Source organism: Klebsiella sp. PK18 (assembly GCF_057784655.1).
Map to the genome: position 1 here is coordinate 269,138 of NZ_CM173493.1, position 26,836 is coordinate 295,973.

Below are 26,836 nucleotides of genomic sequence, written 5' to 3' on the forward strand. Positions count from 1 at the left end.
TGCACCGCGTGTCGGCCTTTTCCCGCAACGGGCGGACTTATCGCAGCAATACCCAGGATGACGCACCGCCCGTCATTGAAATTCCCCCAACTATCCCCCATTCTAGATCTCATGCATAAGCGCCGGACGCGCGCTTCATTCACCCTTTTCAACAGGACAGCGCATATGACCAATCCATTACTGACGCCTTTTTCCCTGCCGCCTTTTTCTGCGATCAAACCGGAACACGTGGTCCCTGCGGTCACCAAAGCGCTGGATGATTGCCGGGCCGCGGTGGAAAGCGCGGTGGCGCACGGCGCGCCGTATAGCTGGGAAAATCTTTGCCAGCCGCTGGCGGAAGTGGACGATGTGCTGGGACGCATCTTCTCGCCAGTCAGCCATCTGAATTCGGTAAAAAACAGCCCGGAACTGCGCGAAGCTTACGAACAGACCCTGCCGCTGCTCTCCGAGTACAGTACCTGGGTTGGCCAGCATGAAGGGCTGTATAAAGCCTACCGCGACCTGCGCGATGGCGATAACTACGCCACGCTGAATACTGCGCAGAAAAAAGCGGTTGATAATGCGCTGCGCGATTTTGAATTATCCGGTATTGGCCTGCCGCCGGAGGCGCAGAAACGCTACGGTGAAATCGCCGCGCGCCTCTCTGAGCTGGGCAACCAGTACAGCAACAACGTCCTCGACGCCACCATGGGCTGGAACAAGCTGGTGACCGACGTCGCCGATCTGGCCGGTATGCCGGAAAGCGCGCTGGCCGCCGCTCAGGCTCAGGCCCAGGCGAAAGAGCAGGAAGGGTATCTGCTGACCCTGGATATCCCGAGCTACCTGCCGGTGATGACCTACTGCGACAACCAGGCGCTGCGCGAAGAGATGTACCGCGCCTACTCCACGCGTGCCTCCGATCAGGGGCCGAACGCCGGTAAATGGGATAACAGCCCGGTGATGGCGGAGATCCTCGCCCTGCGCCATGAGCTGGCGCAGCTGCTGGGCTTTGACAGCTATGCCTTTAAATCCCTCGCCACCAAAATGGCGGAGGATCCGCAGCAGGTGCTCGACTTCCTCACCGACCTGGCCAAACGCGCCCGTCCGCAGGGCGAAAAAGAGCTGGCCCAGCTGCGCGCCTTCGCCAAAGCCGAGTTTGGCGTCGATGAACTGCAGCCGTGGGATATCGCCTACTACAGCGAAAAACAGAAGCAGCACCTCTACAGCATCAGCGATGAGCAGCTCCGCCCTTATTTCCCGGAAAACAAAGCCGTTAACGGCCTGTTCGAAGTGGTGAAGCGCATTTACGGCATTACCGCTAAAGAGCGTACCGATGTCGATGTGTGGCATCCGGAAGTGCGCTTCTTCGAGCTGTATGACGAACACAACGAGCTGCGCGGCAGCTTCTATCTTGACCTGTATGCCCGCGAACATAAACGCGGCGGGGCGTGGATGGACGACTGCGTCGGCCAAATGCGTAAACTGGATGGTTCCCTGCAGAAGCCGGTCGCCTACCTGACCTGTAACTTCAACCGCCCGGTCAACGGCAAACCGGCGCTGTTCACCCACGACGAAGTGATTACCTTGTTCCACGAGTTCGGCCACGGTCTGCACCACATGCTGACCCGCATTGATACCGCCGGCGTTTCCGGCATCAGCGGGGTGCCGTGGGATGCAGTCGAACTGCCGAGCCAGTTTATGGAAAACTGGTGCTGGGAGCCGGAAGCGCTGGCGTTTATCTCCGGTCATTATGAAACCGGTGAACCGCTGCCGCAGGAGCTGCTGGAGAAAATGCTGGCGGCGAAAAACTACCAGGCGGCGATGTTTATTCTGCGCCAGCTGGAGTTCGGCCTGTTCGATTTCCGCCTGCATGCGGAATACAAGCCGGAGCAGGGGGCGAAAATTCTTGAGACCCTGGCCGAGATTAAAAAGCAGGTCGCTGTGGTGCCGGGCCCGACCTGGGGCCGTTTCCCGCATGCGTTCAGCCACATCTTCGCCGGCGGCTATGCGGCAGGTTACTACAGCTACCTGTGGGCCGACGTGCTGGCGGCAGACGCCTTCTCACGCTTCGAAGAAGAGGGGATTTTCAACCGCGAAACCGGTCAGTCGTTCCTCGACAATATCCTGAGCCGCGGCGGTTCCGAAGAGCCGATGGTGCTGTTCAAACGCTTCCGCGGCCGTGAGCCGCAGCTGGACGCGATGCTGGAGCACTACGGGATCAAGGGTTAAGTCTGCGGTGAAGATCTGCTTAATTGATGAAACAGGCGCCGGAGACGGCGCCTTATCTGTTTTAGCCGCCCGCTGGGGGCTGGAGCAGGATGAAGATAACCTGATGGCGCTGGTGCTGACGACGGAGCATCTGGAGCTGCGTAAGCGCGATGAGCCCAAACTTGGCGGCATCTTCGTCGACTTTGTCGGCGGGGCGATGGCCCACCGGCGCAAGTTTGGCGGCGGCCGCGGTGAAGCGGTCGCCAAAGCGGTGGGTATTAAAGGTGATTACCTGCCGGATGTCGTCGACGCCACCGCCGGGCTGGGACGCGATGCCTTCGTGCTGGCGTCGGTCGGTTGCCGCGTGCGAATGCTGGAGCGTAATCCGGTGGTCGCCGCGCTGCTCGACGATGGCCTGGCGCGCGGCTATGCCGATGCGGAAATTGGCGGCTGGCTGCAGGAGCGGCTGCAGCTGATCCACGCCTCCAGCCTGACGGCGCTGACCGATATCACCCCGCGTCCGCAGGTGGTGTACCTCGATCCGATGTTCCCGCATAAGCAGAAAAGCGCGCTGGTGAAGAAAGAGATGCGCGTCTTTCAGTCGCTGGTGGGGCCCGATTTAGACGCCGATGGCCTGCTGGCCCCGGCGCGCCAGCTGGCGACCAAACGGGTGGTGGTGAAGCGCCCGGATTACGCGCCGCCGCTGGCGGAGGTCGCCACGCCGAACGCGGTGGTGACCAAAGGACATCGGTTTGATATTTACGCCGGTACGCCGGAGTAATATTACGCCGTGGTGGTATCTCCCGGATAGCGGCGCAACGCGCCTTATCCGGGCTACCGAATTGTCGCCCGGCTCAGCGTAGCGTAAGCCGGGAACCGCAATATCTGAACAAACGGCGCCAGCGCGGATCGGCCGTCTTAAACGGTTACTCGGCGCTGGCCGGGGTATTAATCATCCGGTTCAGCCACGGCACCATCAGCGCCATCACCACCGTGACGCCCAGCGTCACCAGGCCAATTTTACTGAACACATTGGTATAGACCGGCAAGGTCTGCAGCGGATCGGTAATGTTTTCCGGCACTGCGGTGAAGGTCGCCACATAGCCGCCCAGCAGGAACGCGGCGGCCTGGGTCAGAAACCACATCCCCAGAATAAAGCCCATCAGATGCTGCGGCACCAGCGCGGCAACCATCGCCAGCCCCAGGGCGCTGATCAGCAGTTCGCCCAGGCTCTGGAACAGATAGACCAGCACAATAAACCACGGCGAGGTTAATCCCTGGGCGTCGGCAAACCACATCCCGGCGGCTGCGGCGGTCAGGAAGCCCAGCGCGCAGAGCAACATCCCGAGGGTAAACTTCACCGGCATGGTCAGGTCTTTCCCTTTGTGACCGAGATGGGTGTAGATCGCCGCCAGCACCGGACTGGCAACCACCACCCAGAAGGGATTGAGCGCCTGGAAGCTGACCGGATTGATGGTAAAGCCCAGGATCTCATGATGGACGTTGTTGATGGCGAAGAAGTTTAGCGAGGTCGGCATCTGGGCATACAGAATGTAGAACAACACCGCCTCGATCATCAGGATAAAGGCGACGAACATTTTGTTGCGTCCGGTTTTATCGAGGCGAAACGCTTCGCGGAAAAAGAACGCAATGACCACGATCGACAGGACAATCAGCACCAGGTTGGCGACCATCACGTTATGCATCAGCCAGGCGCAGAGAAAAATCATTACCACCGTCCCGGCCAGCACCAGCGCCAGATTGCGCAGGCTGAGGGAGCGATGATCCGGCTCGGAGCCAATATCTTTCACCATCCCACGGCAGGCGAAGTAGACCAGCAGCGCGATAATCAGCCCCGCGCCGCACAGGTTATAGGTCACGGCATAGCCAAACTTTTCGGCGATCACCGGCGCCAGCGAGAGCGACAGCAGTGAACCGATGTTTATCGACATATAAAACAGGGTAAACGCCCCGTCGAGACGGGCGTCTTTAGGCGGATAGCATTTTGACAACAGGCTCGCCGGGTTGGCTTTAAACAAACCGTTGCCGACGGCGATGGTGCCGAGAGCGATAAAGATCAGCTGCGGTTTCAGCAGCGACATCCCGGTCATAAAGTAGCCGATAGCCAGCACAATGGCGCCGAGCACCAGCGTGCGTTTAGTCCCCAGCAGATGGTCGCCCACGTAGCCGCCGATGGAGATCAGCCCGTAAACCAGCGCCGCGAAGGCGCCGAAGGTGATAAAGGCCTGTTCCTGAGAGAAGCCCAGCTGTTTGACAAAGAAGACCGCCAGGATCCCCTGAACGCCGTAATAGCCAAAACGTTCCCAGAGCTCCACAAAGAAGATCATGAAGAACGGACGAGGTTGCTGCAGCAAGCCCGTAGGTGCAGTTGTATTCATATTCCTTCGCCTTGTTTTACTTTCCCAAAAAGTATGAACGCGTATGCCAGAACGCGCCGAAAATGTCTGATAACTCGCCATGCTGCGGTTATTGGCTTAGTGAATAGATTATTATATAGATGTTTTGGCAAATAACTGGTTGATCACACTAATTGAATGGCGATTTTATGGCTTTAATCTCTGCCATGCGGTGAGGGGAAAGCGAAAATAAAGACGCCCGCATCGGCGGGCGTCTTACGCGGATAAAACGGGAAGGTTATTCGTCTTCTTCGTCGCGCAGCGGGACGATCAGCATGTCGACATGGACGGTGTTGATCAGCTGGCGGGCAGAGGACATCAGCTTGCTCCAGAAGTCCTGATGGTGGCCGCAGACCACCAGATCCATATCATATTTTTTAATCGCATCGACCAGCACCTGGCCGAGGTCGCCGCTGCCGCTCAGGGTCTCGGTGATCGGGTAGCCCGCGTTGGTGGAGAGCTCGGTCAGCGCGTGATGGGTCTCTTCGGAGATGCGTTTTTGCATGTCGCCGAGGTTAACGTCAATCAGCCCGGTGTAGAGGTCGGAGTAATTCACATCCACGTGGATCAGGGACACTTTTGCGTTATACGGGCGGGCCATAGAAACGGCTTTTTCAACCAGTACTTTACTCTCCGGGGACAGGTCTACTGCAATAAGAATATGTTTGTAAGCCATAGTGTTACTCCTTCCATAAGTTTGTCGATGACCATTGGACCTGACAGCTGGCGCTGCCGTTTCGCCCGCGTCCTGCGTGCTACATTCGCGGGAGGGTAGCCTTTAAGGACTTCATTGTAGAAGATATTTCCTACCTTATAGCGCCCCCCGCACTCCGTCAATGCACTGGGTTCACCTAAAAGTTAAACAAATTTATCCGTCTTACGTATTGATAACGAATAACCTTGTGGTAAAAAAATTAATGGATCTCCTACACTATTTAATGAGCCGGTCGGAAAAATAAATGTGATCGGAATCGCACTCTTTACGGTATCGTCGTGGGTTATTTGGGGAGCGGTAGCCGCGGAGGATTTCTCCGTGGGCGGGTCGCCGGGGAGGAGGTATGATCAGCACTATTGCGCTGTTTTGGGCCCTGTGTGTCGTTTGTGTGGTGAATATGGCACGCTACTTCTCATCGTTGCGTGCATTATTGGTGGTGCTACGTGGTTGCGATCCCTTGCTCTATCAGTATGTTGATGGCGGCGGCTTTTTTACCTCGCATGGGCAGCCCAGCAAACAGATGCGGCTGGTGTGGTATATCTACGCCCAGCGTTACCGTGACCATCACGATGATGAATTTATTCGTCGCTGCGAACGTGTCCGTCGTCAGTTTATCCTGACCAGCGCGCTGTGCGGTCTGGTGGTGGTGAGCCTGATTGCGCTGATGATCTGGCACTAACGACATCTTCGGGATAAAAAAACGGGCCAGCAAGCTGACCCGTTTTGATCGAATGACGTTTAAATCAGTTTCAGGGAGAGCCAGTAAAGGACGCCTGAAAGGATAATCGCTGCCGGAAGGGTCAACACCCAGGCCATCAGGATGCTGGTCACGGTCTTTTTCTGCAGACCACCGCCATCCACCAGCATTGTCCCCGCCACCGAGGAGGAGAGCACGTGGGTGGTGGAAACCGGCATTCCGGTGTAGCTCGCCAGACCGATAGAAACCGCTGCGGTCATCTGTGCCGACATCCCCTGAGCGTAGGTCATGCCCTTCTTACCAATCTTCTCACCGATGGTGGTCGCCACGCGGCGCCAGCCGATCATGGTGCCGATACCTAACGCCAGCGCGACCGCCATAATAATCCAGATTGGCGCGTACTCGATGGTGCTCAGCATATCGGTTTTCAGTTTCTTCAGCAGACGCTGGTCGTCAGCGCTGACGTCCGGCAGCTTCGCCACTTTATCAGTGGTGTCGGAGATGCAGAGCATAATGCGACGCAGCTGACCGCGCTGATCCGGTGACAGTGAATCGTAGGTTTCAACGCCGGTCAGCATAGTCTTCACGCGGTCAAGCGCGTTGATAGTATTTGCTGGATGGCAATGAAACTCACCGTTGGCCGCGGTATTGGTATCCGGAGACGGAACCAACTGGTCAACACCGGTGGCTTTCTTCAGCAGGTCAGGGCGCTGCTGGAAGAAGGTTTCCACGTTGTTGACCGCATCGCGGGTACGAGTGATTTCGTAACCGGAGGCGTTCATATTCACCACGAAGCCCGCCGGGGCGACGCCAATCAGCACCAGCATCACCAGACCAATGCCTTTCTGCCCATCGTTGGCGCCGTGGGAGAACGACACGCCGATAGCGGACAGGATCAGGGCGATACGGGTCCAGAACGGCGGTTTTTTCTTACCGTCTTTCTTTTCACGCTCTGCGGGGGTCAGGTGGATACGCGCGCGTTTTTTGGTACCGCTCCAGTAGCGACGGAGAATGAAGATCAGGCCGCCCGCAATCACCAGACCGACGATCGGCGAGATGATAAGCGAAGCAAAAATGCCGATGACTTTCGGGATATTCAGCGCATCAACCACTGAAGTACCGGTCATCAGCGCATTGGTTAAACCAATACCGATGATGGCGCCAATCAGGGTGTGAGAACTGGAGGCCGGGAGGCCGAAATACCAGGTGCCGAGGTTCCAGATGATCGCCGCCAGCAGCATAGAGAACACCATGGCGAGGCCATGTGCGGAACCCATGTTAAGCAGCAGATCGGTGGGCAGCATATGCACAATGGCATAGGCTACGCTGAGACCGCCCAGCAGAACGCCGAAGAAGTTGAAGAGCGCCGCCATCGCAACAGCAAGCTGCGACCGCATTGCGCGAGTGTAGATAACCGTAGCCACCGCGTTTGCGGTATCATGGAAACCGTTAATCGCTTCATAAAACAGTACAAAAGCTAAAGCAAGCAATAATAATAGTCCGGTATGTAAATCCAGACCGGCAAATAAATGTAGCATAGGACGTTACGCCATTTTGAGGACATGAACGCGGCGCATTATCAGTGACTTTAGCGGCGCGGGCAAAGTGAAATATAGACTTTTTTTGATTTTCTTCCTGTTTAGGTTTTACCCTGTTGGGAGTAATCCTATATCTTTCAATGATGTATCTAATGCGGGATTTTTCCCGCTGGTGTGACCAGAGTGAAATATTTACAAAACCCGACAATTGGGGAACGAGGAACGCGGTGTGGAAAGGTTTGATGCCATTGTCGTTGGCGCCGGAGCGGCGGGAATGTTTTGCGCAGCGCAGGCGGGCCAGCTCGGCTGCCGCGTCCTGCTGCTCGATAACGGCAAAAAGCCGGGACGAAAAATTCTGATGTCCGGCGGCGGCCGCTGCAACTTTACCAACATGTATGTTGAGCCGGCGGCCTATTTGAGCCAAAACCCGCATTTTTGCAAATCTGCCCTGGCGCGCTACACCCAGTGGGACTTTATCGAGCTGGTCGGCAAATATGGCATCGCCTGGCATGAGAAGACGCTCGGCCAGCTGTTTTGTGATGATTCGGCGGAGCAGATCGTCAATCTGCTGCTCGCGGAATGCGAAAAGGGCGACGTGCAGATCCGCCTGCGCAGCGAAATCCTCAGCGTCGAGCGAGATGAACAAGGCTACCGGCTACAGGTGAACGGCGAAACGCTGATGACCAAAAAGCTGGTGATTGCCTCCGGCGGTCTGTCGATGCCGGGGCTCGGCGCCTCGCCGTTTGGCTACAAGGTGGCCGAGCAGTTCGGCCTGAAGGTACTGCCGACCCGCGCCGGGCTGGTGCCGTTTACCCTGCATAAGCCGCTGCTCGAGCAGCTTCAGGTGCTCTCCGGCGTTTCGGTGCCTTCTACCATTACCGCCGAGAACGGCACCCTGTTCCGCGAAAATCTGCTGTTTACCCATCGTGGCCTTTCCGGGCCGGCGGTGCTGCAGATATCCAGCTACTGGCAGCCCGGCGAGTTCGTCACTGTTAACTTGTTGCCGGACTGCAATCTTGAGGACTTCCTTAACGAGCAGCGCAGCGCGCATCCCAACCAGAGCCTGAAAAATACCCTGGCGATGCAGCTGCCGAAGCGGCTGGTGGAGTGTCTGCAGCAGCTGGGACAGATACCTGATGTAACACTGAAGCAACTGAACGTTCGCGATCAGCAGACGCTGGTGGAGACACTGACCGCCTGGCGCGTGCAGCCGAACGGCACCGAAGGCTACCGGACGGCGGAGGTGACCCTCGGCGGCGTGGATACCAACGAACTTTCGTCACGTACCATGGAGGCGCGTAAGGCGTCGGGTCTCTACTTTATCGGCGAAGTGATGGACGTCACCGGCTGGCTCGGCGGCTATAACTTCCAGTGGGCGTGGTCAAGCGCCTGGGCCTGCGCGCAGGCGCTGGTGGAAGGGTAATCCAAGGGCCCGGGTACTGTGGCACCCGGGCTTACTTGATCAGTTCAACCCAAGAAAATACTGGGCGATTTTGAAATAGATAATCAGCCCGGTGCCATCAATCAGCGTAGCGATAAACGGCGCGGAAACCACCGCCGGGTCGATGCCGATCCGCTTAAGCACCATCGGAATGATCGACGAGACAATCGCGCTCCACAGGGTAATACATACCAGCGTCAGGCTGACGATCAGCGTGATTTCCATGCCAATCCCCATCATCCAGGCGCGCAGGCAGCCCGCCAGACCCAGGGTCAGGGCAATCAGAAACGAGGTCGACACCTCTTTGCGGATCACCCGCCCCATATCGCGCAGCCGCACTTCCCCCAGCGCCATCGAGCGCACCAGCGTCGAGGTGATCTGCGTTCCGCTATTGCCGCCGGTGCCGATGAGCAGCGGAATAAAGAAGGCGAGGGCGATGGCCGATTCCAGCGCCTCTTCGAAATGCTGAAGCACGCTGCTGGTATAGGCTTCGGCCACGAACAGCAGCAATAGCCAGACCGAACGTTTCTTCCACAGCGTCCACGGACTGATTTCCAGATACGGTTTTTCCAGCGGTAGCGTCGCCCCCTGCAGCTGGGCGTCTTCGGTGACGTCATCCTCCAGCAGATGGGCGATCTCCTTTTCCATCAGGCAGCCGACCAGCTCGCCTTTATCGACAACCGGTACCAGGTCGAGGCCGCGCTCGGTGAGTTCGGCAATCACCTGCGGGCGCTCGTCGTCAGGTTTGACGCGAAACAGGCAGCTGTCCATCAGGTAGCGGATAGACTGCCCGACATCCCCTTCCTGCAGGAGCTTTTTGACCGACAGGCTGCCGCGCAGTTTCCTGCCGGCGACGACAAACACCTGGCCGGGAATGTCATCACTGTCCAGCTGGGAGATAAAGTGTTCGCGCGCCTCATGGACGCTGAGATGTTCCTGCAGCGTAATAAAATCGGTACGCATGTACTGGGCGATCGCATCGCCGTCGAAGCCAGAGGTCGCCTGATGGGCGGCGCAGAGTTGAATGGAAGACATGATTAAAATCCCTATAAAAAATCACTCATAGGGGCGAACAAGACAGGGTTAGCGCAGGCAGATCCCTACGTCCTGGTTTTAGCACTGCATAACGTATCTGAACGGTCATGACCGCCAGAAGTTACCTTGGCAACACCTTGATTCGATGGAAGCCTGTATTTCCCTGAGTGGTCTCTCTCGATACCAACAGGGCGGTAACTTGTATTTATGCAGGAGCCTCGCCATAACGAGATCGTTAAATGAGGCGCCATTATTGGCGAAGAGGGATAATTCACAAAGCGTATAGTTTATGTGGTTTATCAACTGTTGATAAACAAACTTCATCAGAATTTGGCTTGACTTCATCTTGTGCTATCATTAGCTTGACTTCAATGGATGAAGTCATGGGGCAGGGCGATGGAGCAGCAGGTTTTATCTTTACGTAATAAACAGCGCCACACGCTGGAGCAACTGTTTAAAATCCCTGTGCCACAGGGCATTAAATGGGCCGACATTGAATCGCTAATCAAAGCGTTAGGCGGGGAGATTAAAGAAGGACGCGGCTCGCGCTGTAAATTTTTGTTGAACCACAGCATTGCCAGCTTTCACAGGCCTCATCCTTCGCCGGATACTGACAAAGGCGCCGTGGAGAGCGTGCGCGATTGGTTAATCACTATAGGGGTAAAACCATGATCAAACCTAAAACGCCAAACTCAATGGAGATTGCCGGCCAGCCTGCCGTTATCAATTACGTGCCTGAGCTCAATGCATTCCGCGGTAAGTTCCTTGGATTATCAGGATATTGCGATTTTGTTTCCGATAGTATTCAAGGGTTACAACAGGAGGGCGAGATATCATTACAGGAGTATCTCGCAGATTGTCATGAAGCGGGGATTGAGCCTTATGCTCACCCGGAAAAGATGAAAACCTTCACGCTGCGCTATCCTGAGTCATTTGGCGAGCGTCTTAGCTCCGCCGCTGCGGAGGAGCAGGTTTCCGTAAATACCTGGATCCTTGAGACGCTCAATGAACGTCTCAAACAGGCTTAAAACAGTATGCAGCAGCTCGCCATCGTTTTAATTTTCATCCGCTAAACACTGCAAATGCCCATGGCGCACGCCGCGCTGGGCAATCACCTCATCGGCAAAATGCTGTACCTCGGCCATGTCACCTTTCAGCACCGCAATCTCCAGGCAGTCGTCATGACTGATATGCACATGCAGCGTGGCGACGGAGAGATCGTGATGATGATGCTGGGTGGCCACCAGCCGGCTCGCCAGTTCGCGTTTCTCATGTTCATATACGTACGACAGGACGGCATACCCGCGCCGTGATTCCGGCGACGCAGGATCCTGGTTGAGGGCGTCGCGCAGAATATCGCGTACCGCCTCCGAGCGATTGTGGTAGCCACGGCGGGCGCTGAGCGCATCGAGGGCGGCCAGCAGGTCATCATCAAGGGTCAGGGTTACGCGCTGCATGGCATGGCCTCGTTTAGCAGAGTGGCAGGAAAAGGGGGGAGCACCGCTTGCTGGAGCGCCTGTCCGGCAGGGGAGTGCAGGCGCAGCGGTAAGCTGACCGTCGCGGTTTCGACGATGCGCCCGTGCTCCATCACCAGCACTCGCTGGCAAAAGCGCTCCACCAGCCGCAGGTCGTGGGTGATGAACAGGCAGGCGGTGTCAAACTGCGCCTGCAGACGCTTCAGCAGGGCGATAATCTCCGCCTGCAGCAGCAGATCGAGATTTGAAACCGCTTCATCCAGGATCAACAGCTGCGGCCGTACCGCCAGGGCGCGTGCCAGGCAGACGCGCTGCAGCTGTCCGCCGCTGAGCTGCGCCGGGCGCTTATCGAGCAGCGACGGCGCGAGGTCGACGGCCAGCAGCATCTCTTCCACCCGCCGCGAACGCGCCTCACGCGACAAGCGTAACAGATGGCGTAGCGGCTCGCTGACGATCTCGCGCACCGTTTTGCGCGGATTCACCGCGCTGAAGGCATCCTGAAATACCAGCTGAATATCACGGCGGAAGGCGCCGATGGCCTCGCCCTTGAGGGCAGTCAGCGGCGTGCCGCGCCAGGCAATATCACCGTGCTGCGGCGTTTCCAGACCCACCAGCATCCGCGCCAGGGTGCTTTTCCCACAGCCGCTGCGTCCGAGCAGGGCCACCGTTTCGCCGGGGGCGATGGCGAGATGGATCGCATGCAGGACCCTGCCGTGGTGAGGATAATCGTGACTCACTCCGGTGACGCTGAGTAAATTCATGGTGTTTTCTCCAGGCCGTACAGCGCCAGATGCGCGGCCAGCAGGCGCTGGCTGAGCGGGTGCCGCGGGGCGCTAAATAGCGTATTCACATCGCAGTGTTCAACGAGGCGACCGTTCTCCATGACCGTCACGTGATGCGCCAGCCGCGCCACGACGCCCATATCATGCGTCACCAGCAGCAGCCCCAGACCGCGCCTGGCGACGATATCCGCCAGCAGATCGAGAATGCGCGCCTGGGCGATGGCATCGAGATCGGTCGTCGGCTCGTCGGCGATGATAAAGGGCGCGCGGCTGAGCAGGGCGAGAGCGACCATCATCCGCTGCAGCATGCCGCCGCTCATCTCAAAGGGGTAGCGCTTCAGCAGCGCCCGCGGATTGTCCAGACCGACCTCCTCCATCGCTGCCAGCAGCACGGCGTCATTCGTTTCACGACCCGCTGCCCGGCAGGTTTCCCGGGCGTGCGCGGCCATGGTCTGCAGTGGATTAAAGGCGCTGCGTGGGTTTTGCATGATGGTGGCAATAGTCGAGCCGCGCAGTTGTTCGCCGTGCACCGGAATGCCGTCGAGCAGCACCCGGCCGGCGGTTTGCCTGACGCCAGGCGGCAACATGCCCAGCGCGGCGGCGCAGGTCAGCGATTTTCCGCAGCCACTGCTGCCGAGCAGCGCCAGCACCTGCCCGCGGCGCAGGGTGAAGGAAACGTCGCTGACCAGCGGTCGGTCAGCGGCAAGCGAGATCTGTTCCAGTTGGATCTTCTGCGGCATCAGTGGCTATGCTCCGCGATCAGGTGGGGATCGAGACGATCGCGCAGCGCGTCGCCCAGCAGGTTAAAAGCCATCACGCTGATGAACAGCGCCAGCCCCGGCCAGACCATTTGCAGCGGCTGGGTCCAGATATACTGTCGGGCGTCGTTGATCATTACCCCCCATTCCGCCGTCGGCGCGCTGACGCCGAGACCGAGGAACGACATGCCTGCCACGTGAAGCATCATATGGCCGATATCCAGCGAGGCGAGCACCAGCAGCGAGGGGATCACCGCCCCGGCCAGATGGTCGCTGAACAGCCGCCACTGGCTGGCGCCGCTCAGTCGGGCGGCGAGGATAAATTCGCGCTGGCGCAGGGAAACCACCAGGTTACGCACCATTCTGGCATACCAGGCCCAGTGCGACAGCGCAATGGCGAGGATCACGTTGGTCAACCCGGTACCCAGCACCCCCACCATAAAGAACGACAGGATCGAGGTCGGAAAGGTCATAAACAGTTCGGCGAGGCGCATCAGGCCGCGGTCGGCGCGGCCGCCCAGCAGCCCGGCGCTGCCGCCGACCGCCAGACCGATCAGCAGCACCAGCAGCAGACAAGCCATCACCGCCCCCAGCGAAACGCGGGTGGCGGCCAGCAGGCGTGAGAAAATATCCCGGCCGAGATGATCGGTGCCGAGCCAGTGCGCTGCGCCCGGCGGTAGCAGCCGCTGCTGAAGGTCAATCGCCGCTGGATCCCAGGGCAGCCACCAGCCGCTGCCGATGGCGATGACTGCCAACAGCGCGATAACCAGCATGGCCAGTTTTACCGGCCAGCGAAAGCTTTGTAGCCATCTCATGCGCTCACCTCCTCGTGGCGGCGCAGGCGCGGGTCGAGCGCCGCGTTAAGCACATCTACCGCCAGATTAGCCAGCACGAACACCGTCACCATCATCAGGGTAAAGCACTGGATCACCGGGTAATCGCGATTGAAAATGGCGGAAACTGCGTAGCGGCCGACCCCGGGCCAGGCAAAGATATTTTCGATAATCATGGTGCCGCCGATCAGCTCGCCAATGTGCATGCCCATGGCGGTCACCACCGGCAGGGTGGCATTGCGCAGGATATGTCGGCGCTCCACCTGGCGCGCGCTCAATCCGCGTAGCCGCGCCCATATCACGTGACGCTGGCTGGCGGCGTCCAGCATGCTGGCGCGCAGCAGGCGGGCGTTGATCGCCAGCGACATAAAGGCGATGGAGACGGCGGGCAAAATCAGGTGCTGCCAGTCGCCATACCCCATCGCCGGGAGCCACTGCAGATGCACGGAAAAGAGCATCACCAGCAGAAAGGCCAGCCAGAAGTTCGGCATTGAGACGCCAAGAAAGGCAATCAGCCGTACCACATAGTCCGGCAGGCGATCGCGATGGCGCGCCGCCCAGATGCCCAGCGGCAGGGAGGTGACGAGGATCAGCGCCAGCGCCGCGCCGGTGAGCAGCAGGGTGGCTGGCAGGAAGTGCAGCAGGTCATCCAGCACCGGGCGCTGGGTGGCATAGGAGAGACCGAAATCCAGGTGCAGCGCCCGCCACAGCCAGTGCAGATACTGCATCGCGAGCGGCTGGTTGAGCCCCAGCAGCTCGCGGGTCGAGGCAACCATCTCTTCAGTGGGCGGCAGGTTCGACAGGCGTAAATAATCCAGCGCCGGGTCACCGGTGCCGAGCCGCAGCAGCAGAAAGATGATGGCGGAGGCGGCGAGCAGCAGCGGGATCAGCAGCAGCAGGCGGCGTAAAATATAGCGTAGCATTATGGCGTTACCGGGTTAATCTGATCGAAAGGGATCTCGGTGGTCACCGGGGCGAACGGGATCTCCCCGACCTCCTGGTGCGCAACCGACATCAGCGAGACATAGCTGATGGGCAGATACACCGCGTCCTGATGCAGGCGGGTCAGCACATCGTGGTACCGTTTTCTCCGCAGCGCCTCGTCCCCCGTGGTCAGTACTTCGCTAATCTCTTTATCAATCAGCGCCTTGTCCGGCAGGCCTCGCTGGGCCTGGTAATCCGCATGCGACGGGACGCGCATCGAGCTTAAAAAGGCATGCGGATCGTAGGGCGCGCCCCAGGTGCGATTGAAGATCATACCGAAGCGGCCTTCGCGCTGGCGGGCGTAAATGCTGCTCTCCTCCTCACCCACCAGGGTGACCTGGACGCCGACCTGCCGCAGATTGGCCTGAATAATTTCGGCCATTGATTTAGCCAGCGCGTCGGTGCCGATAAACGCCAGCTCAATCGCCAGCGGTTGCCCGGCTTTTTGTCGCCAGGGCTGGCCATCCGGCTGCTGCCAGCCAGCCTGCTCCAGCAGGGCGCGGGCTTTTGCCGGGTCGTAACGGCGCGGCGTCAGATCCTGCGGCGCGTAGGGGACCGAGGGGGCAAAAAGGGTGTCGGCAACCTGCTGGGTGCCATACAACACGCTATCGACAAGGGTCTGTTTATCGACGGCGTAGTTGAGCGCCTCACGAACCGCCTGCTCGCGGGTCGGGCCCTGGCTGGCGTTCAGCGCCAGCATCACCGTTTCCACCGGGGCGGACAGGCGCGCCACGTAGCCGGGGTGATGGCGAAAACGTTCGAAGGTGTCCAGCGGCAGCAGCCCTTCGTCACCGTAGAGCATATCGATTTCCCCGGTTTCGAACGCCACCGCCCGGCTGGTGGCGTCGGGGATCACCTTGATGGTGATTTGCTGCAGTGCCGGTTTACGACCCCAGTAGCGCTCATTGCGTACCAGCACATCGCGCTGATTGAGCTGCGAGCTCGCCAGTCGCCACGGACCGGTGCCGATCGGGGCTTTAATGCCCCTGGCGGTGCCGCCATCGATAAACTGCGAGGGCGCGATGAAGCGGAACGGGCGGGGCAGGGCCAGCTCTTGGAGTAAGGGCGCGTAGGCGCTTTTCAGAGTGATCTGCAACTCAGTGGCGCTGAGCGCCCGCACGTCGGTGATCTGGTTGGCGAGCTCAAGCCAGGCATGGCGTTGGCGGTTGGCCAGCACCGCCTGGAAATTGGCCGCCGCGGCCTGGGCGTTAAACGGTTCGCCATTGGAGAAGGTCACATCGTCGCGCAGGGTGAACCACCAGGTTTTACCATCGGCGGCGTGACGCCAGCGGGTCGCCAGCCAGGGCTGTACGCTGCCGTCAGCCTGATACTTCACCAGCGGTTCATAGACCATGCTTTGGGCAAACATCTGGTTGGGTGTATAGAGATGGGGATTCAGCGGGCCGACGTTAACCGGCCAGGCGGTGGTGAGCTGGTGCGGCGCGGCCTGAGCCAGTAAAGGGACGCAGGCAACCAGCGCCAGCAGGGTGAGGCGGATAGTAGACAAGACGGCGATCTCAGCGACAGGAAAGTATGACGATTTTAGTGATTCATCATACTTTGGGAGTAACCTGGATCAATATTGCGCCGGAAAGTATAAGAAAATCGTATCATTACACGCGGGCGGTAAACACCGCCTGCGCTTCTCAGGGCGCCCGGAATAAGCCCAGCAGCGTGGCTACCTGCTCGTCGATCGGCGCCAGGTCCCGCTTAACGATCAGGTGCAGCGGCGTCGCGCGGCGCGCGCCGTGGCTGAGGGGCAGCCGCTTCAGCACGCCCTGGTCGAGATGGGGGCGAATGCGCTCTTCCGGCAGCCAGCCGAACCCGACCTGATACATCACCGCATCAATGGCGGCGTCAATGGTGGAGAAGGTCCAGGCGTCACGCGTCGCCTGGCCATCGCCGGTCTGATCGGCAATGCGCACCAGCGGCCACGGCGCCAGCGTGCTGTCCTCCAGCGGCCCGTCGAGCGTGGCGAGAGGGTGGTCGCGGTGGGCGACGGCGATAAAATCAATATTCATCAGCCACTCTCCGCGGCCGGTAATATCCTGGCGGCGGGTCAGCACCATCACATCAGCTTCCGTCCGCGCCGCGCTCTCGTCATCAACGTTTTCCAGCACTTCGGTGAGTCTGACCTGGGTCTGCGGATAGCGCTGCTGAAACTGGCGCAGAATGGCGAATAGTCGCTGACGAGGGAAAATGCTGTCGACCACCAGATCCAGGCGGGTACGCGCCCCGTTGCGTAAGGTGGCGGCGTGGGTCTCGACGTAGGCGAAGGCCTGCAGCAGCGGTTTGACCTGATTCAGCAGCAGTTCGCCGGCCGGGGTCAGCACCGCCCGCCGGCCGGACGGCGCCAGCAGCGCCACGCCTAAGCGCTCCTGCAGCAGCGCGAGGTTATAGCTCACCGAAGACTGACTGCGGTTGGTCTCCTCCGCCGCTCTGGCAAAGCTCCCCAATTCCACTACCTTTTCGAGTAACGCCCACTGCTCCAGGGTTGTCTTGTGCATAATCAATCTAAAATTTGGATGTATTTAATCCAAACATAGCGTTATTCATTCATTTTTTAAAGACGTATGCTGTCCTCAACAAAACAGAGGAGAATAAATGATGAGCACTTTCGACAAACATGACCTCAGCGGCTTTATCGGTAAACATCTGGTCTATACCTACGACAACGGCTGGAACTACGAGATTTACGTCAAAAATGGCCACACCCTCGACTACCGTATTCACAGCGGCATCGTCGGCAATCGCTGGGTGAAAGATCAGGAAGCGTACATCGTGCGGGTGGGGGAAAGTATCTACAAAATCTCCTGGACCGAACCGACCGGCACCGACGTCAGCCTGATCGTCAACCTGGGCGACAAACTGTTCCACGGCACCATTTTCTTCCCGCGCTGGATCATGAATAACCCGGAAAAAACCGTCTGCTTCCAGAACGACCATATTCCGCTGATGAATTCGTACCGTGATGCCGGCCCGGCCTATCCAACGGAAGTGATTGACGAGTTCGCCACTATCACCTTCATTCGCGACTGTGGCGCCGATAATGACGAGGTCATTAATTGCCCGGCGAGCGAATTACCTGCGGATTTTCCTGCAAACTTGTAATTCAGCAGAAATAACTTTGTGATCTGCGCTAACATTTTGTCATTAAGCGTGACGATCGCTAATTTAAGTATTGTGTATTGGTTTAATTCCCGTTTACTTTTTGCTATTGCGTTCCTGTTTCTTGCCGCTTAACAGGAACGCTTTCCTGCCATACCCCTGCCATAAAAAATTCCTATCATGCTGTTTAGTAATGAGTTATTACTTATTCTGAGAAAATATTAATTTCTTAATATTATCCTAAGCAAGGTCGACTACATTAATAGTGGTCGAAATACCCTGAAATGGAATGCCGCGCTGAACTCACTTCATTTTAATTTCGTTTAAGTCCGCAGGCGCAGGATATTTTATTCTAACGACCCTGATTTGTGCGTGGGTCAACTACAGAACAGGATGATGATGAGCGATTTTTTGCCGTTTTCGCGCCCGTCGATGGGCGACGCAGAGCTGGCTGCGCTGCGTGAAGTTTTAGCGTCGGGCTGGATCACCACCGGACCGAAGAATCAGGCACTCGAAGCGGCATTCTGCCAGCTGACCGGCAACCGCCACGCGATTGCCGTCAGTTCAGCGACCGGCGGGATGCATGTGACCCTGATGGCGCTGGGTATTGGCCCCGGCGATGAAGTCATTACGCCGTCCCAGACCTGGGTCTCCACTCTCAATATGATCTGCCTGCTGGGCGCTACGCCGGTGATGATCGATGTCGATAACGACAATCTGATGATCACCCCTGACGCGGTGGAAGCGGCGATCACTTCGCGTACCAAAGCGATAATTCCCGTGCACTACGCGGGCGCGCCAGCCGACATCGACGCCATTCGCGCGGTGGGCGAGCGCCACGGCATTCCGGTGATTGAAGATGCCGCCCATGCGGCGGGTACCCATTATAAAGGCCGCCACATTGGCTGGCAGGGGACCGCCATTTTCTCGTTCCACGCGATCAAGAACATGACCTGCGCCGAAGGCGGGCTGATTGTCACCGACGACGACGAGCTGGCCTCCCGTATCCGCAGTCTGAAATTCCATGGTCTGGGCGTGGACGCTTATGATCGTCAGACCCACGGCCGCGCGCCGCAGGCGGAGGTGATCACCCCGGGCTTTAAGTACAACCTTGCCGATATCAACGCCGCTCTGGCGCTGGTCCAGCTGGAAAAACTGAGCCACGCCAATCAGCGCCGGACGGAGATTGCCCAGCGCTACCTGCGCGAGCTGGCGGACACGCCGTTTAAACCGCTGACCGTCCCGGCATGGGATCACCAGCACGCCTGGCACTTGTTTATCATCCGCGTCGATGAGGCCGCATGCGGCATCAGCCGCGACGCGCTGATGGAAAAACTGAAGGCGATGGGTATCGGCACGGGTCTGCATTTCCGTGCGGCTCATACGCAAAAATATTACCGCGAGCGCTTCCCTGAGGTTTCCCTGCCGAATACCGAATGGAACAGCGCCCGCATCTGTTCTCTCCCGTTGTTCCCGGACATGACCGATGACGATGTCACTCGCGTCATTTCCGCACTGCGCCAGCTGTCAGGACGTTGATATGCTTACTTACCCTCCCGTGAAGAAGGTCTCGGTGGTTATCCCGGTTTATAACGAACAGGATAGTCTGCCGGAACTGCTTCGTCGTACGGATACCGCCTGCGCCACGCTGGGGCGGCAATATGAAATTCTGCTGATCGACGATGGCAGCAGCGACGATTCCGCGCGCATGCTGACCGAAGCCGCCGAGGCGGAAGGCAGTCACGTCGTCGCCGTGCTGTTAAACCGTAACTACGGCCAGCACTCGGCGATCATGGCCGGCTTTAGCCATGTGACGGGCGATCTGATTATTACCCTTGATGCCGATCTGCAAAACCCACCGGAGGAAATTCCGCGGTTAGTAGAGAAGGCTGATGAAGGCTACGACGTGGTGGGCACCGTCCGCCAGAACCGTCAGGACAGCATCTTCCGCAAAAGCGCCTCGAAGATGATCAACCGCCTGATCCAGCGCACCACCGGCAAAGCGATGGGCGACTACGGCTGCATGCTGCGCGCTTACCGCCGCCATATTATCGACGCGATGCTCAACTGCCACGAGCGCAGCACCTTTATCCCGATCCTGGCGAATACCTTCGCCCGTCGCGCGGTCGAGATCCCGGTGATGCATGCCGAGCGCGAATTCGGCGACTCCAAATACAGCTTCATGCGCCTGATCAACCTGATGTACGACCTGGTGACCTGTCTGACCACCACGCCGCTGCGTCTGCTCAGCATTTTCGGCAGCGTGATTGCCCTGCTGGGCTTCGCCTTCGGCCTGCTGCTGGTGGTGCTGCGCCTGGCCTTTGGGCCGCAGTGGGCGGCAGAAGGGGTGTTCATGCTCTTCGCCGTGCTGTTTATGTTCATCGGCGCCCAGTTTATCGGTATGGGCCTGCTCGGCGAGTATATCGGACGCATCTATAACGACGTTCGCGCTCGTCCCCGCTACTTTATTCAACGTGTTGTTCGCCAGCCGGAAACGGCATCTAAAGAGGAAGATCGTTCATGAAAGCCGTAGTCTTCGCTTATCACGATATGGGCTGCACCGGTATCCAGTCCCTGCTGGACGCCGGGTATGATATCGCTGCTATTTTCACCCACCCGGATAACCCTGGCGAAAACCATTTCTTTGGCTCCGTGGCGCGCCTTGCCGCCGAGCAGGGCATTCCAGTGTGGGCGCCGGAAGACGTGAACCATCCGCTGTGGATTGAGCGTATCCGCGAGATGAAGCCGGACGTGCTGTTCTCCTTCTACTACCGCAACCTGCTGGGCGATGAGATCCTCAATCTGGCGCCGAAAGGGGCGTTCAACCTGCACGGTTCGCTGCTGCCGAAATATCGTGGCCGTGCGCCGCTGAACTGGGTGCTGGTCAATGGCGAAAGCGAAACCGGCGTCACCCTGCACCGCATGGTGAACCGCGCGGATGCCGGCGATATCGTCGCCCAGCAAACCGTGGCGATTGGCCCGGATGACGCGGCCCTGACGCTGCATCGTAAGCTGTGCGCCGCCGCCACTGAGCTGCTGGGCCAGGCGCTGCCGGCGATCCTTGAAGGAAAAACCGCAGAGCGCCCGCAGGATCACAGCCAGGCGACCTACGTGGGGCGTCGTACCCCGGAGGATGGCCGCCTCGACTGGGAGCAGCCGGCGCAGACCCTGCACAATCTGGTGCGTGCCGTCTCGGATCCGTGGCCGGGCGCGTTCGGCTACGCTGGCGCGAACAAGTTTATCGTCTGGAAATCCCGCGTCCGTCACGATCTGCCGGCAGCCAAACCGGGCACCGTTATCTCCGTTGCGCCGCTGATCGTGGCGTGCCAGGACGGGGCGCTGGAAATTGTCACCGGCCAGACCGAACGCGGTGTGTACATGCAGGGCGCTCAGCTGGCGCAGGCGCTGGGCCTGGTGTCCGGGGCGGTGATCAGCAGCAAACCGGTGGTGGCGATTAAGCGTCGCACCCGCGTGCTGATCCTCGGCGTCAATGGCTTTATCGGTAACCATTTGACCGAGCGCCTGCTGCAGGACGACAACTATGAAATTTACGGCCTGGATATCGGCTCCGACGCCATCAGCCGTTTCCTTGAGAGCCCGCGTTTCCACTTCGTGGAAGGCGATATCAGCATTCACTCCGAGTGGATCGAGTATCACATTAAGAAATGCGACGTGGTGTTGCCGCTGGTGGCCATCGCCACCCCTATCGAATACACCCGCAACCCGCTGCGCGTGTTCGAGCTGGATTTCGAAGAGAACCTGAAGATCATCCGCGATTGCGTGAAATACAATAAGCGCATCATCTTCCCGTCGACCTCTGAAGTGTACGGCATGTGCACCGACAAAAACTTCGACGAAGATACCTCCAATCTGGTGGTCGGGCCGATCAACAAACAGCGTTGGATCTACTCGGTTTCTAAACAGCTGCTGGACCGCGTGATTTGGGCCTACGGCGATAAGTACGATCTTAAGTTCACCCTGTTCCGTCCGTTCAACTGGATGGGACCGCGCCTGGATAACCTCAACGCCGCGCGTATCGGTAGTTCCCGCGCCATCACCCAGCTGATCCTCAACCTGGTGGAAGGGTCGCCGATCAAGCTCATCGAGGGCGGCAAGCAGAAGCGCTGCTTCACCGATATCAGCGACGGTATCGAAGCGCTGTTCCGCATCATCGAGAACAAAGACGGCCGCTGCGACGGGCAGATCATCAACATCGGCAACCCGGAAAACGAAGCGAGCATCAAAGAGCTGGCCGAAATGCTGCTCGCCTGCTTCGAACGCCATCCGCTGCGCGATCGCTTCCCGCCGTTTGCCGGCTTCCGTGAAGTGGAAAGCAGCGATTACTACGGGAAGGGCTACCAGGACGTTGAGCATCGTAAGCCGAGCATTCGCAACGCCAAACGCTGCCTGAACTGGGAACCGAAGGTGGAGATGGAAGAAACGGTCGAACACACGCTGGACTTCTTCCTGCGTACAGTTGAACTGGTGGACGATAAAAATCCATGAAACAGGTCGGCTTACGCATAGATGTCGATACCTTTCGCGGAACGCGGGACGGCGTTCCGCGGCTGCTGGACCTGCTGGGCCAGCACGGGATCCAGGCAAGCTTCTTCTTCAGCGTCGGGCCGGACAATATGGGGCGCCATCTGTGGCGCCTGGTAAAACCGAAGTTTCTGTGGAAGATGCTGCGTTCCAGAGCGGCTTCGCTGTACGGCTGGGATATTCTGCTGGCTGGCACCGCGTGGCCGGGACGCCGCATCGGCGCGGGGAACGAAGCGGTGATCCGCGCGGCCGCCGAGTCTCATGAAGTCGGGCTGCACGCCTGGGATCACTACAGCTGGCAGGCGTGGAGCGGCGTCTGGCCGCAGGAACGGCTGGCGCTGGAGGTTGAGCGCGGCCTGCTCGAACTGGAACGCATCATCGGCCGGCCGGTCACCTGTTCGGCTGTCGCCGGCTGGCGCGCCGATCAGCGGGTGGTCAAAGCCAAAGAATCCTTCGATTTTCTCTACAACAGCGACTGTCGCGGCACGCGGCCGTTCCTGCCCCAGCTCGGTAGCGGCACGTTTGGTACGGTGCAGATCCCGGTCACGCTGCCGACCTGGGATGAGGCGGTGGGCACGGCGGTCGATATCGCCGGCTTTAACCGCTACCTGCTCGACTGCATCCATCGCGACCCGGGCGTGCCGGTCTATACCATTCACGCCGAAGTGGAAGGTATTGCTTACGCCGATCAGTTCAATGAACTGCTGACCATGGCGGCGGAAGAGGAAATTCAGTTTTGCCCACTGAGCCAGCTGCTGCCCGCTGACTTTAGCGAGCTGCCGTCTGGCAAAGTGGTTCGGGGTGAACTGGCTGGCCGAGAAGGCTGGCTCGGACGTGAACAATTACTGACTTCGGGTGTTTGATGAAAAGCATTCGCTATGGCGTCTCTCTGATTGCGCTGTTTGCGCTGTATTACCTGCTGCCGCTTAATTTTCGTTTGCTCTGGCAACCCGATGAAACCCGCTATGCGGAGATCAGCCGTGAAATGCTGGCCACCAGTGACTGGGTGGTGCCGCATTTTCTCGGATTGCGCTACTTCGAAAAGCCGATTGCCGGTTACTGGATCAACAGTATCGGTCAGTGGCTGTTTGGCCATAATAACTTCGGCGTACGCTTTGGGTCGGTCTTCGCTATCACCATGACTGCCCTGCTGGTGGCCTGGCTGGCGTGGCGCGTCTTTCGCGACAAAAAGGTGGCTGTCCTGTCGCCGGTGATTTTCCTTACCGCGATGCTGGTGTATGCGATTGGCACCTATGCGGTGCTGGACCCGATGATCACCCTGTGGCTGGCGCTGGCGATGTGCAGCTTCTGGGGCGCGGCGCAGGCGCAGAGCCGCAGCGGCAAAATACTGGGCTACGCGCTGCTGGGCGTCGCCTGCGGTATGGGGGTGATGACCAAGGGCTTCCTGGCGCTGGCGGTGCCGGTGGTGGGCGTGCTGCCGTGGGTGATCGCCCGTAAACGCTGGCGTGAAGTGCTGACCTACGGCTGGCTGGCGGTGATCGTCTGTACGCTGGTGGTGCTGCCCTGGGGGCTGGCTATCGCCCAGCGCGAGCCTGACTTCTGGCGCTACTTCTTCTGGGTCGAGCATATTCAGCGTTTTGCCGAAAAAGATGCCCAGCACAAAGCGCCGTTCTGGTACTACATTCCGTTCCTGATCGCCGGCAGCCTGCCGTGGCTGGCCCTGCTGCCGGGGGCGCTGAAGCGCGGCTGGCTTGAGCGCGATGAGGCTCGCGGCGCGCTGTATCTGCTGGGTTGGGTGGCGATGCCGTTCCTGTTCTTCAGTATCGCCAAAGGCAAACTGCCGACCTATATCCTGCCGTGCTTTGCGCCGCTGTCGATTCTGATGGCCCGCTACGCGCTGGAGGCCGCAAAGACCGGCGCAAAAGCGCTGCGCATCAACGGGATGATCAACCTGGGCGTTGGCCTGCTGGGGCTGATCGCCGTGCTGGTGGTCTCACCCTGGGGCGTGATGCACAAGCCGGTGTGGACCAAGATTGAGCTGTATAAATGTCTGCTGGCGGCGATCGCCTTCGCCGTCTGGGCGCTGATGGGCTGGCTGGCGATGAAAAACCCTGGCCGCCGCTGGAGCCTCGCCGCGCTCTGTCCGCTCGGCCTGGCGCTGCTGGTGGGCTTCGCCATCCCGGACCGGGTTATCGACAGCAAACAGCCGCAGTTCCTCGTGGATATCGTCAGTGAATCCCTGCAGCCCAGCCGTTACGTCCTGACCAACAACGTTGGGATCGCCGGCGGCCTGGCCTGGGAGCTGAAGCGCAGCGATATTATTATGTTCGACAAACAGGGTGAGCTGAAGTACGGTCTCGACTGGCCGGATGCTCAGGGAAGCTTTGTCAGCCAGGCCGGTTTTGCCGACTGGCTGGCCGCGCACCGTCAGCAGGGGCCGGTCTCGCTGGTGCTGTTGATGGATAAAGGAGAGAGTATGGTTGACTTACCGTTACCGAAGCCAGATAACGCCTACGAGCTGGGTCGGGTGGTCTTCCTTCAGTATCTGCCGCAATGAGCGTCTGGATCTGTCTGGTGTTCGCCAGCCTGCTGAGCTGCGCCGGGCAACTCTGCCAGAAACAGGCGACCCGCCCGTCCCGTCGCGGACGGCGGAGTCGCCATATACTCTTCTGGCTGGGGATGGCGCTGTTATGCCTGGGCTGCGGCATGCTGCTGTGGCTGAGCGTGCTGCAGTCTATTCCGGTCAGCATCGCCTATCCGATGCTGAGCCTGAATTTCGTCTGGGTTACCCTCGCGGGCTGGGGCATCTGGCATGAGCCGGTCGCTCGCCGTCACTGGCTTGGCGTCGGGTTGATCGTCGTGGGCATTGTCATTCTGGGGACCAGCGTCTGATGGGCTTTCTCTGGGCATTATTCAGCGTCGGCCTCGTCAGCGCCGCGCAGTTGCTGCTGCGCAGCGCCATGGTGGCCTTGCCGCCGCTGACCGATATTGTGGCATTTCTCCAGCATCTGCTGCATTTCCAGCCCGGGACCTTCGGCCTGTTTTTCGGCCTGCTGGGCTACCTGCTGTCGATGGTCTGCTGGTACTTTGCCCTGCATCGCCTGCCGCTGTCGAAAGCGTATGCCCTGCTGAGCCTGAGCTATATCCTCGTGTGGGCCGCCGCCATCTGGTTGCCCGGCTGGCATGAGCCGTTCTACTGGCAATCGCTGCTGGGCGTGACGATCATTGTCGCCGGCGTGTTGACCATCTTCTGGCCGGTCAAACGCCGCTAGCCGGGGAGCCGGCTTTTGGGACGGCCCGGGCCGAGCAGGATCGCCAGCTTGCTGCCTCCGACGGTGGTCTCCATCCAGATTTTACAGACGCTGGTTAACGGTACCGAGAGCAGCATCCCCACCGGCCCCAGCAGCCAGCCCCAGACCAGCAACGACAGGAACACCACCAGGGTCGACATTCCCAGCCGATGGCCCATCATGCGCGGCTCCACCATGTTGCCCAGCACCATATGCACCACCAGAAACAGCGCCCCGACCAACAGGCACTCATAAATGCCGCTAAACAGCAGCGCCTGCAGCATCGGAGGGATTGCGGAGATAGCGGAGCCAATGTTCGGCACATAGTTCAGCAGAAACGCCAGCACCCCCCACATCAGGGCGAACTGTACCCCCATCGCCAGCAGCCCCAGCCAGACAATCAGCCCGGTCCACAGGCTAATCAGCGTCTTCAGCGCCAGATAATGGGTGACGCCTTTCAGCGCCCGGTGCAAGCCGGCGATATGCAGGCGCGGGTTATTGAGGGCAAAACGCAGTTTGTAGGGCAGGTGGCGAACCTCAAACAGCATAAAGATCACCGTCATCACCAGCAGCACGATGCTGGCCATCGCCCCGGAAAGCTGGGTCATTAGCGTCGTGGCCCAGGTCATCAGCCGTTCTGAATCCATGCGCCGCAGCATGCGCTCCGGATTGATATGCAGATTAAGGAAGGGGAGATACTCCTGGAGCTGGAGGATCTTGCGCGTCAGGGCGCGGTTGAAATCGGGGAGCATGGCGACAAAGTCATTGAGCGACGCCGCCAGTACGCCAAGCAGCGCGGTGAGCATCACCAACATCGCCGTCACCACCAGGGTAATGGCGAACGGACGCCGCACCCCGCGGCGAATGAACCAGGTGACCAGCGGGTTGAGAACAATAGCGAAAAACAGCGCCAGCAGCAGCTGCACCAGAATATCGGCGGCGGCGTGGATCCCGGCGAGGATAATCACTAACGCTGCCAGCTTAAGTAAAATATGGAGCCCGGCTTTATCAGCCTGCGGAGAGGACATAGGTATTCCTTTTATGAGTCGCGCCAGATAAGTGTAGCGGTTCGC

At 59.1% G+C, this 26,836-nt stretch carries 26 protein-coding genes and 1 riboswitch; of the genes, 14 read left to right on the top strand and 12 right to left on the bottom strand.

Annotation, left to right across the window (positions count from 1 at the left end):
* Positions 1-165 precede the first annotated feature (165 nt).
* Entirely contained in the window at positions 166-2,208 is a 2,043-nt protein-coding gene (gene prlC / locus AC3EMD_RS01230) for an oligopeptidase A (RefSeq protein ID WP_008806935.1), read from the top strand.
* Positions 2,209-2,215: 7 nt separating this feature from the next.
* Positions 2,216-2,968, top strand: coding sequence for a 16S rRNA (guanine(1516)-N(2))-methyltransferase RsmJ (gene rsmJ, locus AC3EMD_RS01235; RefSeq protein ID WP_012540366.1), 753 nt, complete (start codon positions 2,216-2,218; stop codon positions 2,966-2,968).
* Positions 2,969-3,113: 145 nt separating this feature from the next.
* Here the strand turns inward: rsmJ and dtpB are convergent, their stop codons facing one another.
* Together dtpB and uspA are read right to left on the bottom strand one after the other, a co-directional pair.
* A complete protein-coding gene (gene dtpB, locus AC3EMD_RS01240) occupies positions 3,114-4,586 on the bottom strand; it encodes a dipeptide/tripeptide permease DtpB (protein WP_282446769.1) in 1,473 nt (490 codons plus the stop codon).
* A 256-nt stretch (positions 4,587-4,842) separates the two neighbouring features.
* A complete protein-coding gene (gene uspA / locus AC3EMD_RS01245) occupies positions 4,843-5,280 on the bottom strand; it encodes a universal stress protein UspA (RefSeq protein WP_004145166.1) in 438 nt (145 codons plus the stop codon).
* 382 nt (positions 5,281-5,662) lie between these two features.
* Here uspA and uspB point away from each other — a divergent pair, with 382 nt between their 5' ends.
* Positions 5,663-5,998, top strand: a complete 336-nt coding sequence (uspB, locus tag AC3EMD_RS01250) for a universal stress protein UspB (protein WP_002921203.1) — start codon at positions 5,663-5,665, stop codon at positions 5,996-5,998.
* Positions 5,999-6,057: 59 nt separating this feature from the next.
* On the opposite strand, the gene pitA is transcribed toward uspB, so the two are convergent.
* Entirely contained in the window at positions 6,058-7,554 is a 1,497-nt protein-coding gene (gene pitA, locus AC3EMD_RS01255; protein ID WP_008806938.1) for an inorganic phosphate transporter PitA, read from the bottom strand.
* 229 nt (positions 7,555-7,783) lie between these two features.
* On the opposite strand from pitA, the gene AC3EMD_RS01260 reads away from it, so the two are divergent.
* A complete protein-coding gene (locus AC3EMD_RS01260; protein ID WP_012967106.1) occupies positions 7,784-8,977 on the top strand; it encodes a BaiN/RdsA family NAD(P)/FAD-dependent oxidoreductase in 1,194 nt (397 codons plus the stop codon).
* 39 nt (positions 8,978-9,016) lie between these two features.
* Here the strand turns inward: AC3EMD_RS01260 and AC3EMD_RS01265 are convergent, their stop codons facing one another.
* Complete coding sequence (locus AC3EMD_RS01265; RefSeq protein ID WP_012540371.1) at positions 9,017-10,030, bottom strand: magnesium transporter; 1,014 nt, start codon at positions 10,028-10,030, stop codon at positions 9,017-9,019.
* A gap of 56 nt (positions 10,031-10,086) precedes the next feature.
* Positions 10,087-10,268: riboswitch (M-box (ykoK) riboswitch) on the bottom strand.
* A gap of 158 nt (positions 10,269-10,426) precedes the next feature.
* Here AC3EMD_RS01265 and AC3EMD_RS01270 point away from each other — a divergent pair.
* A complete protein-coding gene (locus tag AC3EMD_RS01270; RefSeq protein ID WP_044650325.1) occupies positions 10,427-10,702 on the top strand; it encodes a type II toxin-antitoxin system HicA family toxin in 276 nt (91 codons plus the stop codon).
* Positions 10,699-11,058: a type II toxin-antitoxin system HicB family antitoxin gene (locus AC3EMD_RS01275; protein ID WP_004181489.1), complete on the top strand. Its 360-nt coding sequence runs from the start codon at positions 10,699-10,701 to the stop codon at positions 11,056-11,058. The genes AC3EMD_RS01270 and AC3EMD_RS01275 overlap by 4 nt, the downstream gene beginning before the upstream one ends.
* Positions 11,059-11,085: 27 nt before the next feature.
* On the opposite strand, the gene nikR is transcribed toward AC3EMD_RS01275, so the two are convergent.
* The 7 genes from nikR to AC3EMD_RS01310 form a co-directional block, all read right to left on the bottom strand.
* Complete coding sequence (nikR, locus tag AC3EMD_RS01280) at positions 11,086-11,487, bottom strand: nickel-responsive transcriptional regulator NikR (RefSeq protein WP_023323361.1); 402 nt, start codon at positions 11,485-11,487, stop codon at positions 11,086-11,088.
* Positions 11,475-12,266, bottom strand: coding sequence for a nickel import ATP-binding protein NikE (gene nikE, locus AC3EMD_RS01285; RefSeq protein WP_012540373.1), 792 nt, complete (start codon positions 12,264-12,266; stop codon positions 11,475-11,477). The genes nikR and nikE overlap by 13 nt, the downstream gene beginning before the upstream one ends.
* Complete coding sequence (locus tag AC3EMD_RS01290; RefSeq protein ID WP_023340796.1) at positions 12,263-13,027, bottom strand: nickel import ATP-binding protein NikD; 765 nt, start codon at positions 13,025-13,027, stop codon at positions 12,263-12,265. Before AC3EMD_RS01290 ends, nikE begins: the two co-directional genes overlap by 4 nt.
* The gene (gene nikC / locus AC3EMD_RS01295; RefSeq protein WP_012967107.1) at positions 13,027-13,860 is read right to left on the bottom strand and encodes a nickel ABC transporter permease subunit NikC; all 834 of its coding nucleotides are present in this window, start codon (positions 13,858-13,860) and stop codon (positions 13,027-13,029) included. Before nikC ends, AC3EMD_RS01290 begins: the two co-directional genes overlap by 1 nt.
* Positions 13,857-14,801, bottom strand: a complete 945-nt coding sequence (gene nikB, locus AC3EMD_RS01300) for a nickel ABC transporter permease subunit NikB (protein ID WP_016161924.1) — start codon at positions 14,799-14,801, stop codon at positions 13,857-13,859. The genes nikC and nikB overlap by 4 nt, the downstream gene beginning before the upstream one ends.
* Positions 14,801-16,369 carry a nickel ABC transporter substrate-binding protein gene (nikA, locus tag AC3EMD_RS01305; RefSeq protein ID WP_008806949.1) on the bottom strand — a complete coding sequence of 523 codons (1,569 nt, stop codon included), beginning with the start codon at positions 16,367-16,369 and terminating at the stop codon, positions 14,801-14,803. The genes nikB and nikA overlap by 1 nt, the downstream gene beginning before the upstream one ends.
* Positions 16,370-16,508: 139 nt before the next feature.
* Entirely contained in the window at positions 16,509-17,369 is an 861-nt protein-coding gene (locus AC3EMD_RS01310) for a LysR family transcriptional regulator (RefSeq protein WP_008806950.1), read from the bottom strand.
* A 97-nt stretch (positions 17,370-17,466) separates the two neighbouring features.
* On the opposite strand from AC3EMD_RS01310, the gene AC3EMD_RS01315 reads away from it, so the two are divergent.
* From AC3EMD_RS01315 to arnF, 8 genes are all read left to right on the top strand, one after another.
* Positions 17,467-17,973, top strand: coding sequence for a phenolic acid decarboxylase (locus AC3EMD_RS01315; protein WP_012540376.1), 507 nt, complete (start codon positions 17,467-17,469; stop codon positions 17,971-17,973).
* A 396-nt stretch (positions 17,974-18,369) separates the two neighbouring features.
* Positions 18,370-19,509 carry a UDP-4-amino-4-deoxy-L-arabinose aminotransferase gene (gene arnB, locus AC3EMD_RS01320; protein WP_012540377.1) on the top strand — a complete coding sequence of 380 codons (1,140 nt, stop codon included), beginning with the start codon at positions 18,370-18,372 and terminating at the stop codon, positions 19,507-19,509.
* A gap of 1 nt (position 19,510) precedes the next feature.
* Positions 19,511-20,494, top strand: coding sequence for an undecaprenyl-phosphate 4-deoxy-4-formamido-L-arabinose transferase (arnC, locus tag AC3EMD_RS01325; protein WP_008806952.1), 984 nt, complete (start codon positions 19,511-19,513; stop codon positions 20,492-20,494).
* The gene (gene arnA, locus AC3EMD_RS01330) at positions 20,491-22,476 is read left to right on the top strand and encodes a bifunctional UDP-4-amino-4-deoxy-L-arabinose formyltransferase/UDP-glucuronic acid oxidase ArnA (RefSeq protein ID WP_008806953.1); all 1,986 of its coding nucleotides are present in this window, start codon (positions 20,491-20,493) and stop codon (positions 22,474-22,476) included. Before arnC ends, arnA begins: the two co-directional genes overlap by 4 nt.
* Positions 22,473-23,375: a 4-deoxy-4-formamido-L-arabinose-phosphoundecaprenol deformylase gene (gene arnD / locus AC3EMD_RS01335; protein WP_008806954.1), complete on the top strand. Its 903-nt coding sequence runs from the start codon at positions 22,473-22,475 to the stop codon at positions 23,373-23,375. Before arnA ends, arnD begins: the two co-directional genes overlap by 4 nt.
* Complete coding sequence (arnT, locus tag AC3EMD_RS01340) at positions 23,375-25,030, top strand: lipid IV(A) 4-amino-4-deoxy-L-arabinosyltransferase (protein WP_221019670.1); 1,656 nt, start codon at positions 23,375-23,377, stop codon at positions 25,028-25,030. Before arnD ends, arnT begins: the two co-directional genes overlap by 1 nt.
* Positions 25,027-25,365 carry a 4-amino-4-deoxy-L-arabinose-phosphoundecaprenol flippase subunit ArnE gene (arnE, locus tag AC3EMD_RS01345; RefSeq protein WP_008806956.1) on the top strand — a complete coding sequence of 113 codons (339 nt, stop codon included), beginning with the start codon at positions 25,027-25,029 and terminating at the stop codon, positions 25,363-25,365. Before arnT ends, arnE begins: the two co-directional genes overlap by 4 nt.
* On the top strand, positions 25,365-25,745 hold the full coding sequence (arnF, locus tag AC3EMD_RS01350; RefSeq protein WP_008806957.1) for a 4-amino-4-deoxy-L-arabinose-phosphoundecaprenol flippase subunit ArnF: 381 nt from the start codon (positions 25,365-25,367) through the stop codon (positions 25,743-25,745). Before arnE ends, arnF begins: the two co-directional genes overlap by 1 nt.
* Here the strand turns inward: arnF and AC3EMD_RS01355 are convergent.
* A complete protein-coding gene (locus tag AC3EMD_RS01355; RefSeq protein ID WP_008806958.1) occupies positions 25,742-26,791 on the bottom strand; it encodes an AI-2E family transporter in 1,050 nt (349 codons plus the stop codon). The two genes, arnF and AC3EMD_RS01355, sit on opposite strands and share 4 nt — an antisense overlap.
* Positions 26,792-26,836 lie beyond the last annotated feature (45 nt).

Excerpts from the sequence above, each read along its gene's own strand:
- prlC (WP_008806935.1), top strand. The coding sequence starts at position 166 with ATGACCAATCCATTACTGACGCCTTTTTCCCTGCCGCCTTTTTCTGCG.
- dtpB (WP_282446769.1), bottom strand. The coding sequence starts at position 4,586 with ATGAATACAACTGCACCTACGGGCTTGCTGCAGCAACCTCGTCCGTTC.
- uspA (WP_004145166.1), bottom strand. The coding sequence starts at position 5,280 with ATGGCTTACAAACATATTCTTATTGCAGTAGACCTGTCCCCGGAGAGT.
- uspB (WP_002921203.1), top strand. The coding sequence starts at position 5,663 with ATGATCAGCACTATTGCGCTGTTTTGGGCCCTGTGTGTCGTTTGTGTG.
- pitA (WP_008806938.1), bottom strand. The coding sequence starts at position 7,554 with ATGCTACATTTATTTGCCGGTCTGGATTTACATACCGGACTATTATTA.
- AC3EMD_RS01265 (WP_012540371.1), bottom strand. The coding sequence starts at position 10,030 with ATGTCTTCCATTCAACTCTGCGCCGCCCATCAGGCGACCTCTGGCTTC.
- AC3EMD_RS01270 (WP_044650325.1), top strand. The coding sequence starts at position 10,427 with ATGGAGCAGCAGGTTTTATCTTTACGTAATAAACAGCGCCACACGCTG.
- AC3EMD_RS01275 (WP_004181489.1), top strand. The coding sequence starts at position 10,699 with ATGATCAAACCTAAAACGCCAAACTCAATGGAGATTGCCGGCCAGCCT.
- nikR (WP_023323361.1), bottom strand. The coding sequence starts at position 11,487 with ATGCAGCGCGTAACCCTGACCCTTGATGATGACCTGCTGGCCGCCCTC.
- nikE (WP_012540373.1), bottom strand. The coding sequence starts at position 12,266 with ATGAATTTACTCAGCGTCACCGGAGTGAGTCACGATTATCCTCACCAC.
- AC3EMD_RS01290 (WP_023340796.1), bottom strand. The coding sequence starts at position 13,027 with ATGCCGCAGAAGATCCAACTGGAACAGATCTCGCTTGCCGCTGACCGA.
- nikC (WP_012967107.1), bottom strand. The coding sequence starts at position 13,860 with ATGAGATGGCTACAAAGCTTTCGCTGGCCGGTAAAACTGGCCATGCTG.
- nikB (WP_016161924.1), bottom strand. The coding sequence starts at position 14,801 with ATGCTACGCTATATTTTACGCCGCCTGCTGCTGCTGATCCCGCTGCTG.
- AC3EMD_RS01310 (WP_008806950.1), bottom strand. The coding sequence starts at position 17,369 with ATGCACAAGACAACCCTGGAGCAGTGGGCGTTACTCGAAAAGGTAGTG.
- AC3EMD_RS01315 (WP_012540376.1), top strand. The coding sequence starts at position 17,467 with ATGATGAGCACTTTCGACAAACATGACCTCAGCGGCTTTATCGGTAAA.
- arnB (WP_012540377.1), top strand. The coding sequence starts at position 18,370 with ATGAGCGATTTTTTGCCGTTTTCGCGCCCGTCGATGGGCGACGCAGAG.
- arnC (WP_008806952.1), top strand. The coding sequence starts at position 19,511 with ATGCTTACTTACCCTCCCGTGAAGAAGGTCTCGGTGGTTATCCCGGTT.
- arnA (WP_008806953.1), top strand. The coding sequence starts at position 20,491 with ATGAAAGCCGTAGTCTTCGCTTATCACGATATGGGCTGCACCGGTATC.
- arnD (WP_008806954.1), top strand. The coding sequence starts at position 22,473 with ATGAAACAGGTCGGCTTACGCATAGATGTCGATACCTTTCGCGGAACG.
- arnT (WP_221019670.1), top strand. The coding sequence starts at position 23,375 with ATGAAAAGCATTCGCTATGGCGTCTCTCTGATTGCGCTGTTTGCGCTG.
- arnE (WP_008806956.1), top strand. The coding sequence starts at position 25,027 with ATGAGCGTCTGGATCTGTCTGGTGTTCGCCAGCCTGCTGAGCTGCGCC.
- arnF (WP_008806957.1), top strand. The coding sequence starts at position 25,365 with ATGGGCTTTCTCTGGGCATTATTCAGCGTCGGCCTCGTCAGCGCCGCG.
- AC3EMD_RS01355 (WP_008806958.1), bottom strand. The coding sequence starts at position 26,791 with ATGTCCTCTCCGCAGGCTGATAAAGCCGGGCTCCATATTTTACTTAAG.